Genomic DNA, 14091 nt, shown 5'->3' with positions numbered 1-14091 from the left:
TTAAAATGAGCGAAAGCTTTGCAGAACTCTTTGAAGAAAGCCTGAAAACCCTCAATCTTCAGCCGGGCGCAATCATCACCGGTATCGTTGTCGACATCGACGGCGACTGGGTTACCGTTCACGCTGGTCTGAAGTCCGAGGGCGTCATCCCGCTCGAGCAGTTCTACAACGAAGCTGGCGAGCTGACCATCAAGGTCGGTGACGAAGTTCACGTTGCGCTGGACGCGGTCGAAGACGGCTTTGGCGAAACCAAGCTGTCCCGTGAAAAAGCCAAGCGCGCCGAGTGCTGGATTGTTCTGGAAGCTGCTTTCGCTGCCGAAGAAGTGGTCAAGGGCGTTATCAACGGTAAGGTTAAGGGCGGCTTCACTGTCGACGTTAACGGCATCCGTGCGTTCCTGCCGGGCTCCCTGGTTGATGTCCGCCCAGTGCGCGACACCACCCACCTGGAAGGCAAAGAGCTGGAATTCAAGGTCATCAAGCTGGACCAGAAGCGCAACAACGTTGTCGTTTCCCGTCGCAGCGTGCTGGAAGCCGAGAACAGCGCCGAGCGCGAAGCCCTGCTGGAAACCCTGCAGGAAGGCCAACAGGTCAAAGGTATCGTCAAGAACCTCACCGACTACGGCGCCTTCGTGGACCTGGGCGGCATCGACGGCCTGCTGCACATCACCGACATGGCCTGGAAGCGCATCAAGCACCCGTCGGAAATCGTCAACGTTGGTGACGAAGTCGACGTTCGCGTTCTGAAGTTCGACCGTGAGCGCAACCGCGTTTCGCTGGGTCTGAAGCAGATGGGCGAAGATCCGTGGGTTGCTATCACTTCCCGCTACCCAGAAGGTACTCGTGTTACCGCTCGCGTCACCAACCTGACCGACTACGGCTGCTTCGCCGAGCTGGAAGAGGGTGTCGAAGGCCTGGTACACGTTTCCGAAATGGACTGGACCAACAAGAACATCCACCCGTCGAAAGTCGTTCAGGTTGGCGACGAAGTGGAAGTCATGGTTCTGGACATCGACGAAGAGCGTCGTCGTATCTCCCTGGGTATCAAGCAGTGCAAATCCAACCCATGGGAAGACTTCTCCGGCCAGTTCAACAAGGGTGACAAGATCACCGGTACCATCAAGTCGATCACCGACTTCGGTATCTTCATCGGCCTGGACGGCGGCATCGACGGTCTGGTTCACCTGTCCGACATTTCCTGGAACGAAACCGGCGAAGAAGCCGTACGTCGTTTCAAGAAGGGCGACGAGCTGGAAACCGTCATCCTGTCGGTTGACCCAGAGCGCGAGCGCATCTCCCTGGGCATCAAGCAGCTGGAAGACGATCCGTTCTCCAACTTCGTTGCTGTCAACGACAAGGGTGCAATCGTCAAGGGCATCGTGAAGGAAGTTGACGCCAAGGGCGCCATCGTCACTCTGGCCGACGACATCGAAGCTACTCTGAAAGCTTCCGAAATCAGCCGTGACCGCGTTGAAGATGCGCGTAACGTCCTGAAGGAAGGCGAAGAGATCGAAGCCAAGATCATCAGCGTTGACCGCAAGTCCCGCGTCATCAGCCTGTCCATCAAGTCGAAGGACGATGCTGAAGAGCGCGAAGCTATCCAGAGCCTGAAAAACACCGCTCCGGAAGCTGCTGCCGACACCACCATGGCTGCGCTGCTGCGCGAAGCAATGGCCAAGCAGAACTGAGTTCTGTTTGATCGGTAAAAAAGGGCGACCCTCGGGTCGCCCTTTTTTTTGTCCCAAATTTTCCTGGTATGCCCGTGGGGGCAGGCTTGCCCAGCGATTGCGACGCAAGGTCTTTGAGCGGTTGGAAGCGTGCGCTGCGAATGTTTAGTTCTTGAATTTTTTTATCAAGTCAAGAAGCACCCTGTTCAAATCCTTCCAAGCGTGCTACAAACTGGTTAAGCAATGATCTAGCTGCTTGATAACGAAGGGAAAAATATGACGAAGTCGGAGCTGATCGAACGTATTGTCACCCATCAGGGGTTGCTCTCATCCAAGGATGTAGAGTTGGCCATCAAGACCATGCTTGAACAGATGTCCCAATGCCTGGCGACCGGAGATCGCATCGAGATCCGTGGCTTTGGCAGTTTTTCCCTGCATTATCGTGCGCCTCGGGTTGGGCGTAATCCCAAGACTGGACAGTCGGTGAGTCTTGAAGGTAAGTATGTGCCGCATTTCAAGCCTGGGAAGGAGTTGCGAGACAGGGTGAATGAGGAGGAGGGGGATGCGTAACATCGCGCGGATCGTGACGGCGTTAGTGGTTGTCTTGCTGGGAGCCTTGGTGCTGTTTTTTGTTCTGGAAAACCAGCAAGTCATCTCGTTGACAATGTTTGGACAGTCCCTGCCTGGGTTGCCAATTTCAGTCTTGGTGATAGCGACAATGGTCGCCGGAATGGTGTTGGGGGCGCTTCCTGGGGTATATGGCACTTACAGGTTGAGGCGCAAATTGCGCAGTCGCTGAGCCGCGGAAGTTTTTCGCACTGAACAGCGAGCTTTCTAATAGCTCAATGTCCTCGTTGGTGTGTAGAGTGATTGTGGGATAGCGGGCTATGAACCGGTGTCTTCAGTGTTCATGCGCAATGCGTGAATGCTGCCAATTGACTGATTTGTCGTTGTGCTCCCAGGTTTGCGTTGTGCCATGCGTTTGCGCGCCAAGAGGTTGGTGGAATTTAACTGACGTGCGCGTGGGAGGCTGGAAACCCGCTATGCTGAAGTGCGTGGCCGCGTGCGCTTTCTGAGCGGCCTGAGAGGTGACAGGTTTTCGGTTGATCTGGTCCAGGAAAATTAAAATAAATGTATAGCGAACCCGAGCGCCGTGATGGCAGTGATGATGTCGATGTATTGAGTCTGGTGCTGTCGGTCTGGAGGCAGAAATTTTTAATCTTGTTTTTCTTGATTCTGTCAGTAATTTCCGCGGTTGTTTATATATGGGTAGTCAAGCCGGTCTATGAGGCCAGATTATATGTGGCACCTCCCAGTGTCAGTGATATTGGTGATTTGAACTACGGTAGAACCAAAGCTTCTGAATTGACACCGTTTACCGTCAAGCAGGTATTTGACGGTTTCATGCAGCATTTGCGCAGTGGTGCCGGGGCGCGCCAGTTTTACGAAGAAGTTGTGCTGTCAGCGCGAGCGCCTTATCCGGATGCTGCGATGGAGCGTGCCGAGTACGCTGCCTATCTTGCTTCTATCGAGATTGTACAGCTTCCCGATAATCCCGGGCCACGCGCTTATGTGGTCGTGCGGCAAGGGGATCCGGAGCAGGCGGCGGTGTGGGCGCAGGCTTTTGTGGAGAAAGCGGGGCGCTCCGCGCTGAAGGAGCTGGAAGAAGGAGCGGTCAAGGAAGCCCGTATCAAGTCTGACGCGTTGCGCCGGCAGATCGAAGAGTTGCGCGGTATGGGTGTTCAACTGCGTAACGACAAGATCGCACGCTTGAACGAGGCTCTGAAGGTTGCGGGTGCTATCGGGCTGGAGGTGCCGGGGCGGGAAGGACGATTGACATTGGGCGAGCCATCCGGCGATTTTGCCCGAGAAATGTCCTATGTGGATGGGGCAAAGGTGCTGAGTGCTGAAATCAGCAACCTCGAGCGGCGTGGCTCTGAAGATCCCTTTATCGAAAATCTTCGGGATTTGCAGGTCAGGCAGCGACTGTACGACGATATTGTCGAGCGCCAGAAAGATATTGAGGTATATAAGGTTGATGGCGTGGTCGAGGTTTCCAGTGGTCCGGTGAAGCCGCGGCGTTTACGGGTCATTGGTTTGGCATTAGTGCTGGGCCTTGGCGTGGGATTGTTCGTTGCGCTCGTGCGCCACGTGATTCGGCAGTCAGGAGCGCGTGCGCGCAGTGCCGGCTGAGATTGGCGTCCGAACGGGGGGGGGGGGGGGCGTGGCCTGCCTCGCTTCCTGGTTCGGTCGATTTAGCTCCATTCGCTGCAACGGCGGTGGAAATCCCCTCTGTATGGTGTTGTAATTCCTGCCTCGAATACGATCCGGTCGATGTAAATCAAACGCTTACCTCGTCTGGTCGGTCAGATGCCTGGCCTGGATGCCGCGCAGGGTGCTCTCGCCAATGTTTTTCCCTCCTCAACAGGGCTTAAGATGAAGCTTATTCAAACGAACATTTCTGAAGTGGTTATTGTTGAATCGACTGTCTTCAGGGATGATCGTGGATGGTTCATGGAAACCTTCAATGAACCCAAGTTCCAGCGCCATTTGAAAGAACTCGGCCTCCCTCCCTCCCGCCCGTTCGTACAGGATAACCACTCACTTTCCCACAAGGGCGTGCTGCGAGGTCTGCACTTCCAGAACTTCCCATCTGCACAGGGCAAGCTGGTGCGTGTGACGCACGGCGCAGCTTTTGATGTTGCCGTGGATATCCGCCCGGATTCGCCTACCTGCGGCCAGTGGGTCGGCGTGGAGCTGACTGCTGAGAATGGCAGGATGTTGTGGGTTCCAGAGGGCTTCGCCCATGGTTTTCTTGCCCTCCAAGACGATACTCACTTCCTTTATAAAACAACGGATGTGTACAACAAGGATGCCGAAGGCTGTATCCGCTGGGATGACCCAGATCTGGCTATCGATTGGCCGGATCTTGTCGAGCTCAATATCAACGAAAAGGACCGAAAAGCTCCGGCGTTTCGCGACTATTTGTCTTCACGCTCCAAGAGCGAGAGCGTTGCTCCGGCGCCGGTTGAGATGTTCAAGGTAATGGGGGATGAGCGCGGTTCGCTGGTCGCGTTGCAGGGGAACGACAACGTGCCGTTTTCTATCGCGCGTACTTACTACCTGACCGCGACCCAGCCGGGAGTATCGCGAGGTTTTCATGCCCATCGCGAACTCAAGCAAATGGCGGTCTGCGTTTCGGGTCGTTGCCGGATGGTCATGGATGATGGTCATTCGCGTTCTGAATGCTGGCTGGACGCGTCGAACAAGGGGATTTATATCCCTCCCATGGTCTGGCATGAAATGCATGATTTCAGCGTCGACTGCGTACTGTTGGTTGTCGCGGACGCGCATTACGATGAGGCCGATTATATTCGCGATTATGCGAATTTCATCGACTGCGTCAAAACAGCTTGAGTTGCTGGTGGCGCGACACCATAGACAGTCAGCGCGCCCCTTTTAAGCTTTTGCGCGCCCTTTAAGCAGTGCTCTACGCTCATGCCGAGCGTGCCGAGATGCCCAAGGCGCCCTAATAACTATCAGAGTAATGGATTCGCATGGTTAAGTTTCTGGATCTTCAAGGCATCAATGCCCAATATCGCAAAGCGCTGGTCAAGGCGTGCACCGAGGTCATCGACTCGGGGTGGTACATCATGGGTGAGCAACTCAAGCAGTTTGAAGCTGAATTTGCCGCGTACTGCGGTGTTGAGCACTGCATCGGGGTTGCCAATGGTCTGGATGCCTTGACATTGACGCTGCGCGCCTGGAAGTTGATGGGGCGTTTGAAGGACGGTGATGAAGTATTGGTGCCGGCCAACACTTACATTGCGACGATTCTGGCAGTTACCGAAAACAAACTGGTACCTGTTTTCGTCGAGCCGCATGAGCAAAGCTTCAATCTTGATCGAGCGGGTCTACAAGCTGCGATGACTGGTAAGACCAGGGCAATTCTGCCCGTGCATCTCTATGGACGGCTGGCCGATATGCCTGCGGTAATGGATTTTGCCAAAGATCACGGCTTGCTTGTTCTGGAAGACTCGGCGCAATCCCATGGAGCGATGCTCGAAGGCAGGAAGTCCGGCGCCTGGGGAGACGCCTCGGGTTTCAGTTTCTACCCGGGCAAGAATCTGGGGGCATTGGGCGATGCGGGGGCTGTAACGACCTCCGATCTCGAGCTTGCGGACACGCTCAGGTCGTTGCGTAATTACGGCTCGCAGGTTAAATACAAGAACATGTACCAAGGCGTGAACAGTCGTCTGGATGAAATCCAGGCAGCGATGCTGCGAGTAAAATTGCAATTTCTCGATGCAGAAACCCGTTCACGTCAGGTCGTCGCCCAAAGCTATCTGCAAGGCATACAAAACTCGGCTATCGAGTTGCCAGATGCTGGGAAACCGGGTCAGCATGCCTGGCATCTGTTCGTCGTTCGCTGCCAGCAGCGTTCTGCACTCCAGCAACACCTATCGGACAAAGGCGTCCAGACCCTCGTTCATTATCCGATTGCTCCGCACAAGCAACAGGCGTACTCGCAATTCAACGACCTGTCTCTGCCGTTGACCGAGCGGATGCATGAGGAGGTTCTCAGCCTGCCGATGGATCCGACCATGAGTGAGGTTAGCGTCCAGCAGGTCATTGATGCCTGCAACAGCTTCAAGGGAATCTGAGTACCCCTCATGACGTTAATCAAGACCAGTTTGCTCAACGCCATTGCGGTCGTCGTGAAAATGGCGACACTTCTCGGGTTGAACAAAGTGCTTGCCCTTTATGTCGGGCCAGCCGGTTATGCCGCGATCGGGCAGTTGCAGAACATGATCACCATGTTTTCCACCCTGGCCAGCGGTGCGGTGAGTACGGGAGTCACCAAATACACCGCGGAATACGGTGACGCTCCGGACGCGCAGCGCCGTGTCTGGCAAACGGCCGGTGTTCTGTCGCTGTCGATATCGCTTTTGCTGGCGGTGGTTATCATCGTCTTGCAACGTCAATTGGCGCAGTGGTTCTTCAACGACGAGTCCTTGTCGCCGGTCTTGTTGTGGTTTGCCGCTACCTTGGTATTTTTCGCATTCAATTCGCTACTGCTGGGTGTGCTGAACGGCAAGAAGGATGTCAGGCGCTATGTGCTCGCCAGCATCTGTGGAAGCATTGTGTCCTTGCTGGTTACCGCTGCGCTGGCCATCGCCATGGGGCTCTATGGTGCCTTGGTCGCGCTGGCCGTCTATCAATCCTTGAGCTTTCTGGCGACACTCCTGATCTGCTGTCGCTGCGACTGGTTCAAGTTCACCAATTTCATTGGGCGGCTTGATCCTGACGCAGTGTCGAAGCTCTCGCGCTTTGCTCTGATGGCGGTGGTCACCGCCTGTGCATTGCCGATTTGCCATGTGTTTATCCGTGATCATCTCGGTGACACGTTTGGCTGGGAAAGTGCCGGCTATTGGGAAGCCATGTGGCGGTTGAGTTCTGCCTATCTGATGCTGATCACGACGACGCTTGCGGTTTACTACCTGCCCAGGCTTTCCGAGCTCAAGGATGCGCAGGGACTGCGTCAGGAAATTATCCAGGGTTACAAGATCATCTTGCCGCTGACCATGTGTGCCGGGCTGACGATCTACCTTCTGCGGGATTTCATCATTCACGTGTTGTTTTCCGCCGATTTCCTCCCGATGCGCAGCTTGTTTGCCTGGCAAATGGTGGGTGATACCTTGAAAATCGCCAGTTGGCTCATGGCCTATCTCATGTTGAGCAAGGCCTTGACCCGCCTGTATCTGGTGACAGAAATCTGTTTCACTGTCTTGCTATACGGGCTGACGCTCTGGGTGACCCACGAGTGGGGTTACCAGCAAGTCACTTTGGCGTACGCCATCAATTATCTGTTCTATGCGATTGCCATGTATTTTCTAATTTATAGGCGTTTATCGGCTATCGTGGCCGTTTCCGGATCTTCAGCATGAGGCGGGTGATAGAAGCCCTGCACGCCAGGATACTGGATGCTGAAGCTGACGAGGCTCTGTCGTTGGCTCAGGTCTACGGTGGGCTGCTTTGGGCTGTCGACATCGGTATTTACGAGGCCGGATCGCTGGAGCGACATCTGGTCGAGCAATGTCGACCCCATGTTGTCTTGCCTGACCTCGCGGTGCAGACGGAGGACATTCTGCATGTGATCAGTGAGCCCTATCTCCATGGTGGACATACTCGCTTGATGGAGCGTCTGGTGCGAATGCACGATGCACCGGTGGACCTGTTCGTGTCGCGCGCGATCGAGCCGCCCGTGAGGGAGCGTCTGGCCGGGTACTTTAGAACTATTAGTCTGGTACAGGGCTCCGGGGCTCTGGAACGGTTGCAGTCAGTTCTGTTAACGCTGCAGCGTTATCGGAAGGTGATCCTGCACTTGCATCCCGATGACATCCTGACCATCGTCGCTTGTGGTTTACTGAAGGAGTTGTTCGGTCAGCGTTTTACCGTATTTTTTGTGAACCATGCTGACCACGTTTTCAGTTTTTCTGCTTCAGTGGCTGACTATTTCTTTGAAATCAGTGCCTATGGCCACGCGTTGGACAAGAAGCGGAATCTGATCGCACGTAAAAGTTTTCTGGGGATACCTGTTGCCGATAAATCGTATGAAGGTCTGAAACCGTTAAAGGATTCGGGTTGCCTGAAAGTGTTCACTGCGGCATCGGCCTTCAAATTTAAGCCTCGCGCTGGCCTGGATATCCGACCTTCGATCAGGGCGTTGCTTTCGAGGTACCCAAACGCCCAGTTTTGGATCATCGGGGCCAACCCGCTCACTAACACCTGGTGGTGGTTCCTGAAAATCCGGTATCCAATGCGACTTTTCATTCGTAGGCAGCTTCCTTACTTGACGTATTTGGAGTTTGTCAAGCAGGCCGACTTTTACATGGACAGTTATCCGTTACCCGGCGGAACCGCGTTTGCGGAACAGTTACTTAGCGGGCAGCGGTGCATTGGTCTCTCAACTCCATTCACGGGATACTCACCGGCTGAACGTCTGAAGGTCGCTACGATCGACGACCTGATCGACTCGATTGAGCACCCGCGGGATTCGCAGGTAGCTGCCGTGGTTGCTGAGGTGTTGAGGGTAAACGGTGAGCACGCTGTCCGCGCTCGGTATTTGGACTGCATCGAGCGGGGGGTGTGCAGTGAGAATGAGTTGTTCGACGCGGGTTCGTTTGTTGGGGATATTGAATTTCTGCAGGAAACAGGCAAGATTTCCTGCATGGTCCCTGTGGAAGTTTTGGATGCGCTTTACCGTCATGATCCACTGTTGGCGTTTAGGGTGTGGCGTAGTTATGCCATATGGCCTGGCCTGAAATTGGCCCTGAAGTGGTTGATTTTCAAGAGCAAGAGATTACGGAAGACAACGTGCTAAAAGTGACGTTCGGAGTCATCATCACACTCCTCTTCCTCAGCGATTACACAGTGCTCAATCTTGGGCTCAGTAGTTTATTTGGTGGGTGGCGGGAGTACATTGTCCTATCGCTGGTTTTCTGGCTAGGCTTGCGGGCACTCCTCAGTATGGCTGCGCAGGGTGTCATTCGTAGGGACGTGTGGAATGCGCTCATCCTCGTAACATTCTTCGCTGCGCTGTACCTGGCCTTTGGAGACTTCAGTGAGGGCTCTGTGCGCATGTTCAGAGCGTTAGCCGTGCCGGTATTGTTAGGCGCTTCTATGAGCTTATGGTTCCAGGCGGTCTCTACAGAGCAGAAATTAAGAGAGATTGTCTGGCTGATACTGGGAATGAGTTTACTGACCGGGATCTATGCTCTCTATCAGTACTTCACGATCACTCGAGCTGATCAATTTTGGTATTGGTATCTTCTCAAGGCCAAGGGGTTCGACGTACAGCCCTTTAATTCGATGCGCGGTGGCCTTCCGCGGATTTCTGGTTTCTTTACGGGTACGCTTGAGTTCAACGCAGTGATCCTTAGTGCTGCAGCAATGGTCCTGGCAGCATTGCTCAATCCTCGCCGCCTGTCTGTGCGTGGTCGAGGCTTATTAGTGGTGTTGTTATCACTCTTTATCAGCTTGATTTTAATCGGTTCGGTGAGGACGGCGATAATTGGAATGATCTGCGTATTCGTCATGCTAATGCTCGCGCGCGTCCTGAGCAGTGTCCACGCAATAGCGACTATCGGCTATCTGCAGTTTATCGCATTGACGGTCACTATTTTTGTCTATCTGGTATCTGGTTATACAGATGATCTGTCAGCATTGGATAGGATCAGGCAGTGGCGGGTTATACTTCTGGAGCTTGTGAGTCGGCCAATGGGCTATGGCTTCGGTGCTGTTGGACCGGGGCAGAGCCACTGGTTTGACTCGTTCTGGCTCAACCTTTTGGCTACGTGCGGCGTCGTCGGTGGTCTCATCATGCTCTGGATGATCTTTGGTTATTACAAGCTGGTGAAGCGTGTCGTCCGCGATCGTGATCGCGCGGGTCCTTGGCAAAGGGCGATGGGAAACTTTTTAATTTCCCTGTATCCGTTTTATTTAAGTTCATTTTTCTTTCAGTCCTACACAAACAGCATAGCGCTATATATTTTTGCGATTGTGTTTATGGTGGTAATCAGTGAAGCAGCAACAAAATATTACACTGCTGGCAGTGCTAGTCGTTCTCTATCAGAAGGCCACTGAGGACTCGATCGCCTTGCAGTCACTGCTCAAGCAAGTCGAACGGCTGCATCAAGCAGGCATTCAGTTGAGAATCCACGTCTGGAATAATTCGCCAGGCGTTGCCCGTCAGTGTTCCGGGGTGCGGTGGCACGAGGGGAAGAATGTGAGCTTGTCATTAATCTACAACCAGATTGCAGCAGAGGCATTTTCTGAAAATGCACAGTTATTCATGATTTCCGATGATGACACTGACTATACGAAGGTGAGTATGGTGGATTGTTGCAGGCAGGTCGAATTTGCGCTGAATAGTCCTGAAGGTCAACAGTGTGGCGTTTTCCTACCTCGCCTAGTCAGTCATGGTCAACTGATCAGTCCGGGCCGGCGTTGGCATTTTTTGGGCCGTTTGCTAACCGAGTTTCCTGCGGGGTTCACCGCTGCTAAAAATCTGTTGGCAGTCAATAGTGGTGTGATGTTCAGTCGTGATTGTTGGGAGCGTATGCAGCCTTTTTACGATGAGCGTTTGCGTTTTTACGTGACTGATACCGATTTTTTCATTCGTTATGAGAAGATATTTCCGATAGCGTATGTCTTAGATGTGCAAATTGATCACGATTTGTCGGAGCTTAGCGACGATAGCTTGGCGCGAGCGCTGTTCCGTTTCGAGGAGATGGTCTGGGGCTTACGTATCAGCTTCTCCACCCACAGTTTGGGAGTGCGTGGATTTCTTGAGTTATACTTGGGGTATGCTGCGCTGCGCAAGGGCTGGTCGTACAGGTCCTGGAAGTTTATTACAACATTGATTTCCAAAGAGCGATAAGCGAAATGATTCATTCCATTCTCGAAAAGATGATTCTGCTGATCAGGCGTCGATCATTTACATTGGATCGAAGGATCTCATCGTTATACCTTATTGCGATGGTTTCTTCCAAGGCTGTTATGGTGTTGAGAGGTATTCTCAGGCTGCGGCGCTTTAAAATAGTGTTCATTGGCGGCGGCGTCATACTCAAGGGTAAAGGCAGTTTTAACTTCGGTTCTGGTCTGATAGTTGATCGGGGGGCGTATATTGATGCGTTGTCGATCGAGGGAGTTCGTTTCGGTGCAGGCGTCTCCGTTCAGAAGAATGTGGTCATCGAGTGTACCGGCAGCCTGACCAATATCGGCAAAGGTCTGGTCGTCGGAGATAATGTGGGTATTGGTTCGGGTAGTTTTCTTGGTTGCGCGGGCGGTATTGAAATCGGCGCTGATACCATTATTGGGAATTTTGTCAGTTTTCACTCGGAAAATCACAACTTTGCAGATGATTCGGTACCTATTCGCCTGCAGGGTGTGAATCGCACGGGAATCAGTATCGGCTGCAATTGCTGGATTGGGGCAAAGGTAACTGTTTTGGATGGTGCCGTCATTGAGGACGGTTGCGTAATTGCCGCTGGTGCTGTGGTGGCGGCAGGACGATACCGGAAGGACTGTATATACGCAGGGGTTCCCGCCAAATTGATCAGGTCTCGGGTAACTGGCATGAGGGACGTATGAGCAAGATTATTTTCGTTCATCTGTTCAATGACTTCAGCGGCAGCCCGCGGGTGCTCTCACAGGTGATTGCTGCAATGCAGGCACAAGGTGCCGAATGTGAGTTATACGTAGGCAGCAGGGGGCAGGGGATCCTTGATGAAGTGGAAGTGCCGACCCATCGGTTCACCTACGCACGATTCAATAATCGCTGGTTGACATTGCTGTCCTATCTTTGGTCTCAGGTCGTAGTTTTTTTCTTGCTGTTGCGTCGATGTGATCGTACGACGACACTCTATGTCAATACGATGCTGCCGTTTGGTGCGGCACTTGCAGGCAAGGCACGCGGTGCCAAGGTGATCTATCACATCCATGAAAGCCTGCTCAGGCCCGCGTTACTGAAACGCTTTCTTCGACTGGTTATCTCTCGCTGTGCCAGCGGCGTGATCTACGTCTCTCATTACTTGCAGCAAGAAGAGCGAGTGGCGGGCGTGGCTGGACGAATGGTATACAATGGGCTGAGCGAGCGTTTTCAGAAAACTGCCCTGCAATCTGGCTATCGCCCCGCGCAACATGGGTCATTTAATGTTTTGATGCTTGCTTCTCTGAAGTCCTACAAGGGAATTGATGAGTTTATTGCTTTGGCTACACATTTCGAATCTCGTTCGGATATATCCTTTACTCTTGTACTCAATGCCAGTCAGGCAGAAGGTAAGGCTTATTTCGCGGTGAAACCGCTGCCCGCAAATGTGCTGCTTCACTTCGCTTGTTCGGATGTCAGCGTCTTCTATGCCCAAGCCAGCTTGGTAATTAATCTTTCACATGTGGATGGCTGGGTCGAGACCTTTGGTCTGACCATTCTCGAAGCGATGGCCTACGGTATTCCCGTGGTCGTGCCGCCTGTGGGGGGGCCTGTCGAGCTGGTATCCGAAGGGGTAGAGGGTTATCAGGTTGACTCTCGAGATCAGCAGCGACTCGTGGCAGTGGTTGAAAAACTGGTCGCCGATTCTCAGTTGTGCCTGACGCATTCGGCACGGGCGCGCGAAAAAGCCAACGAATTTTCTGCGGCTAACTTCCGGATCAATATTTCCAAGGTGTTTGATGAGTTATAAGGTCGCTGTGATTGGTACTGTTGGGCTTCCTGCTCAATACGGGGGGTGGGAAACCTTGACCGAGCAATTGGTCCGCAATATGCGAGGGTCGACGGAAATCACGGTGTATTGCAGTGGCAAGCATTATGCCGAGCGGCCAGGATTCTTCGAGCGCGCCAAACTGGTGTACCTGAACCTGAAAGCCAACGGGATTCAGAGCATCCCCTATGATGTGCTCAGCATGTTGCATGCCTACCGCTCTCACGATGTGATGCTGGTGCTCGGGGTGTCGGGCTGTGTGGCGCTGCCCTTTATCCGGCTGCTGACCCGTAAGCCTATTGTGGTCAACATCGACGGCTACGAGTGGAAGCGTGCCAAGTGGTCGCCACTGGCGAGAAAGTTTCTTAAATTGTCCGAGCACGTGGCGGTAAGGTTCGCTGATGCCATCGTGACTGATAACAAGGTCCTGCAGGATTATGTGCAGGCCGAATACGGCGTCGACAGCACCTTGATTGCCTATGGCGGTGATCAGGCGAGGCGGGGAGAGCTGACCGATGCGGTGGTGGCACGCTACCCTTTCCTGAGTGCGCCCTATGCATTCTCGGTGTGCAGGATCGAGCCTGAAAACAACATTCATGTCATTCTCGAGGCGTTCGCAGACACCGATCATCCGTTGGTCATCGTTGGCAACTGGAAACAGAGCGAATATGGTGTGCAGTTGCAGCAACGCTACGCGTCGTCAGGCAATCTGCACTTGCTCGACCCTATCTACGATCCCGAGCAACTGAGCCCTTTGCGCAGCAACGCCACGGTATATCTTCATGGCCACAGTGCTGGCGGCACCAACCCCTCGCTGGTCGAAGCCATGTGGTTGGGGCTGCCAATCGTTGCTTTCGATGTTTCGTTCAATCGGGCCACCACTGAAGAGAAGTCGCTGTACTTCGCCAGTGCAGACTCGCTGCGTACGGCAGTAGGGCAGTTGTTTGCCGATGACGAAGGCAGGGCCTCAATCGGTGAGCAGATGCATGAAGTAGCGATTCGCCGTTACCGCTGGTCGGTAGTAGCAGAACAATACGATATGCTGTGCGAGCGCTTGCTCGGTCGGCATTGATCAAGGTTTTACCGGGCGCAGCCCTGAAAAGAGACGCGTTTCGACGCGTCTCTTTATTTAAAAGGTAAAACTCTATTTCCTGAAAGGCGGCCTT

Annotated in this window: 13 protein-coding genes and 1 pseudogene; all 14 read left to right on the top strand. The window is 53.5% G+C overall.

All coding sequences use genetic code 11. The features are described 5' to 3' along the window. Nucleotides 1-5 precede the first annotated feature (5 nt). The 14 genes and pseudogenes from rpsA (at nt 6) to AC2CGW_RS01985 (ending at nt 13997) form a co-directional block, all read left to right on the top strand. Nucleotides 6-1685, top strand: coding sequence for a 30S ribosomal protein S1 (gene rpsA / locus AC2CGW_RS02050; RefSeq protein ID WP_054893880.1), 1680 nt, complete (start codon nt 6-8; stop codon nt 1683-1685). Between the two features lie 255 nt (nt 1686-1940). After that, on the top strand, nt 1941-2234 hold the full coding sequence (gene ihfB / locus AC2CGW_RS02045) for an integration host factor subunit beta (RefSeq protein WP_484573445.1): 294 nt from the start codon (nt 1941-1943) through the stop codon (nt 2232-2234). After that, a complete protein-coding gene (locus tag AC2CGW_RS02040; RefSeq protein ID WP_484573444.1) occupies nt 2227-2463 on the top strand; it encodes a lipopolysaccharide assembly protein LapA domain-containing protein in 237 nt (78 codons plus the stop codon). The genes ihfB and AC2CGW_RS02040 overlap by 8 nt, the downstream gene beginning before the upstream one ends. Nucleotides 2464-2795: 332 nt before the next feature. After that, nucleotides 2796-3857, top strand: a complete 1062-nt coding sequence (locus AC2CGW_RS02035) for a Wzz/FepE/Etk N-terminal domain-containing protein (protein ID WP_484573443.1) — start codon at nt 2796-2798, stop codon at nt 3855-3857. Between the two features lie 243 nt (nt 3858-4100). Continuing rightward, a pseudogene (rfbC, locus tag AC2CGW_RS02030) lies at nt 4101-4646 on the top strand (dTDP-4-dehydrorhamnose 3,5-epimerase); the annotation flags it as partial. 51 nt (nt 4647-4697) lie between these two features. After that, entirely contained in the window at nt 4698-5081 is a 384-nt protein-coding gene (locus AC2CGW_RS02025; RefSeq protein WP_484573677.1) for a sugar 3,4-ketoisomerase, read from the top strand. A 140-nt stretch (nt 5082-5221) separates the two neighbouring features. Next, a complete protein-coding gene (locus AC2CGW_RS02020) occupies nt 5222-6328 on the top strand; it encodes a DegT/DnrJ/EryC1/StrS family aminotransferase (RefSeq protein WP_484573442.1) in 1107 nt (368 codons plus the stop codon). Between the two features lie 9 nt (nt 6329-6337). Next, complete coding sequence (locus AC2CGW_RS02015) at nt 6338-7612, top strand: O-antigen translocase (protein ID WP_484573441.1); 1275 nt, start codon at nt 6338-6340, stop codon at nt 7610-7612. Then, nucleotides 7609-9048 (top strand): hypothetical protein, encoded by a 1440-nt coding sequence (locus tag AC2CGW_RS02010; RefSeq protein ID WP_484573440.1) that lies wholly within the window; start codon nt 7609-7611, stop codon nt 9046-9048. The genes AC2CGW_RS02015 and AC2CGW_RS02010 overlap by 4 nt, the downstream gene beginning before the upstream one ends. Continuing rightward, complete coding sequence (locus tag AC2CGW_RS02005) at nt 8976-10310, top strand: hypothetical protein (RefSeq protein WP_484573439.1); 1335 nt, start codon at nt 8976-8978, stop codon at nt 10308-10310. The genes AC2CGW_RS02010 and AC2CGW_RS02005 overlap by 73 nt, the downstream gene beginning before the upstream one ends. Beyond that, a complete protein-coding gene (locus tag AC2CGW_RS02000) occupies nt 10246-11106 on the top strand; it encodes a glycosyltransferase family protein (RefSeq protein ID WP_484573438.1) in 861 nt (286 codons plus the stop codon). Before AC2CGW_RS02005 ends, AC2CGW_RS02000 begins: the two co-directional genes overlap by 65 nt. A 5-nt stretch (nt 11107-11111) precedes the next feature. Then, nucleotides 11112-11819, top strand: a complete 708-nt coding sequence (locus AC2CGW_RS01995; protein ID WP_484573437.1) for an acyltransferase — start codon at nt 11112-11114, stop codon at nt 11817-11819. Then, nucleotides 11816-12907, top strand: a complete 1092-nt coding sequence (locus AC2CGW_RS01990; RefSeq protein WP_484573436.1) for a glycosyltransferase family 4 protein — start codon at nt 11816-11818, stop codon at nt 12905-12907. Before AC2CGW_RS01995 ends, AC2CGW_RS01990 begins: the two co-directional genes overlap by 4 nt. After that, a complete protein-coding gene (locus AC2CGW_RS01985; protein WP_484573435.1) occupies nt 12897-13997 on the top strand; it encodes a DUF1972 domain-containing protein in 1101 nt (366 codons plus the stop codon). Before AC2CGW_RS01990 ends, AC2CGW_RS01985 begins: the two co-directional genes overlap by 11 nt. Nucleotides 13998-14091: the final 94 nt, after the last annotated feature.

It is taken from the genome of Pseudomonas sp. SYWMCR5, assembly GCF_057197165.1.
This window is presented reverse-complemented; position numbering and strand designations above follow the sequence as displayed.

Bases quoted from the DNA above. Each gene is read 5' to 3' on its own strand.
- AC2CGW_RS02025 (WP_484573677.1), top strand. From the start codon at position 4,698: ATGTTCAAGGTAATGGGGGATGAGCGCGGTTCGCTGGTCGCGTTGCAG.
- AC2CGW_RS01995 (WP_484573437.1), top strand. From the start codon at position 11,112: ATGATTCATTCCATTCTCGAAAAGATGATTCTGCTGATCAGGCGTCGA.
- AC2CGW_RS02015 (WP_484573441.1), top strand. From the start codon at position 6,338: ATGACGTTAATCAAGACCAGTTTGCTCAACGCCATTGCGGTCGTCGTG.
- AC2CGW_RS01990 (WP_484573436.1), top strand. From the start codon at position 11,816: ATGAGCAAGATTATTTTCGTTCATCTGTTCAATGACTTCAGCGGCAGC.
- ihfB (WP_484573445.1), top strand. From the start codon at position 1,941: ATGACGAAGTCGGAGCTGATCGAACGTATTGTCACCCATCAGGGGTTG.
- AC2CGW_RS02020 (WP_484573442.1), top strand. From the start codon at position 5,222: ATGGTTAAGTTTCTGGATCTTCAAGGCATCAATGCCCAATATCGCAAA.
- AC2CGW_RS02005 (WP_484573439.1), top strand. From the start codon at position 8,976: ATGGCCTGGCCTGAAATTGGCCCTGAAGTGGTTGATTTTCAAGAGCAA.
- AC2CGW_RS01985 (WP_484573435.1), top strand. From the start codon at position 12,897: ATGAGTTATAAGGTCGCTGTGATTGGTACTGTTGGGCTTCCTGCTCAA.
- AC2CGW_RS02035 (WP_484573443.1), top strand. From the start codon at position 2,796: ATGTATAGCGAACCCGAGCGCCGTGATGGCAGTGATGATGTCGATGTA.
- AC2CGW_RS02010 (WP_484573440.1), top strand. From the start codon at position 7,609: ATGAGGCGGGTGATAGAAGCCCTGCACGCCAGGATACTGGATGCTGAA.
- rpsA (WP_054893880.1), top strand. From the start codon at position 6: ATGAGCGAAAGCTTTGCAGAACTCTTTGAAGAAAGCCTGAAAACCCTC.
- AC2CGW_RS02040 (WP_484573444.1), top strand. From the start codon at position 2,227: ATGCGTAACATCGCGCGGATCGTGACGGCGTTAGTGGTTGTCTTGCTG.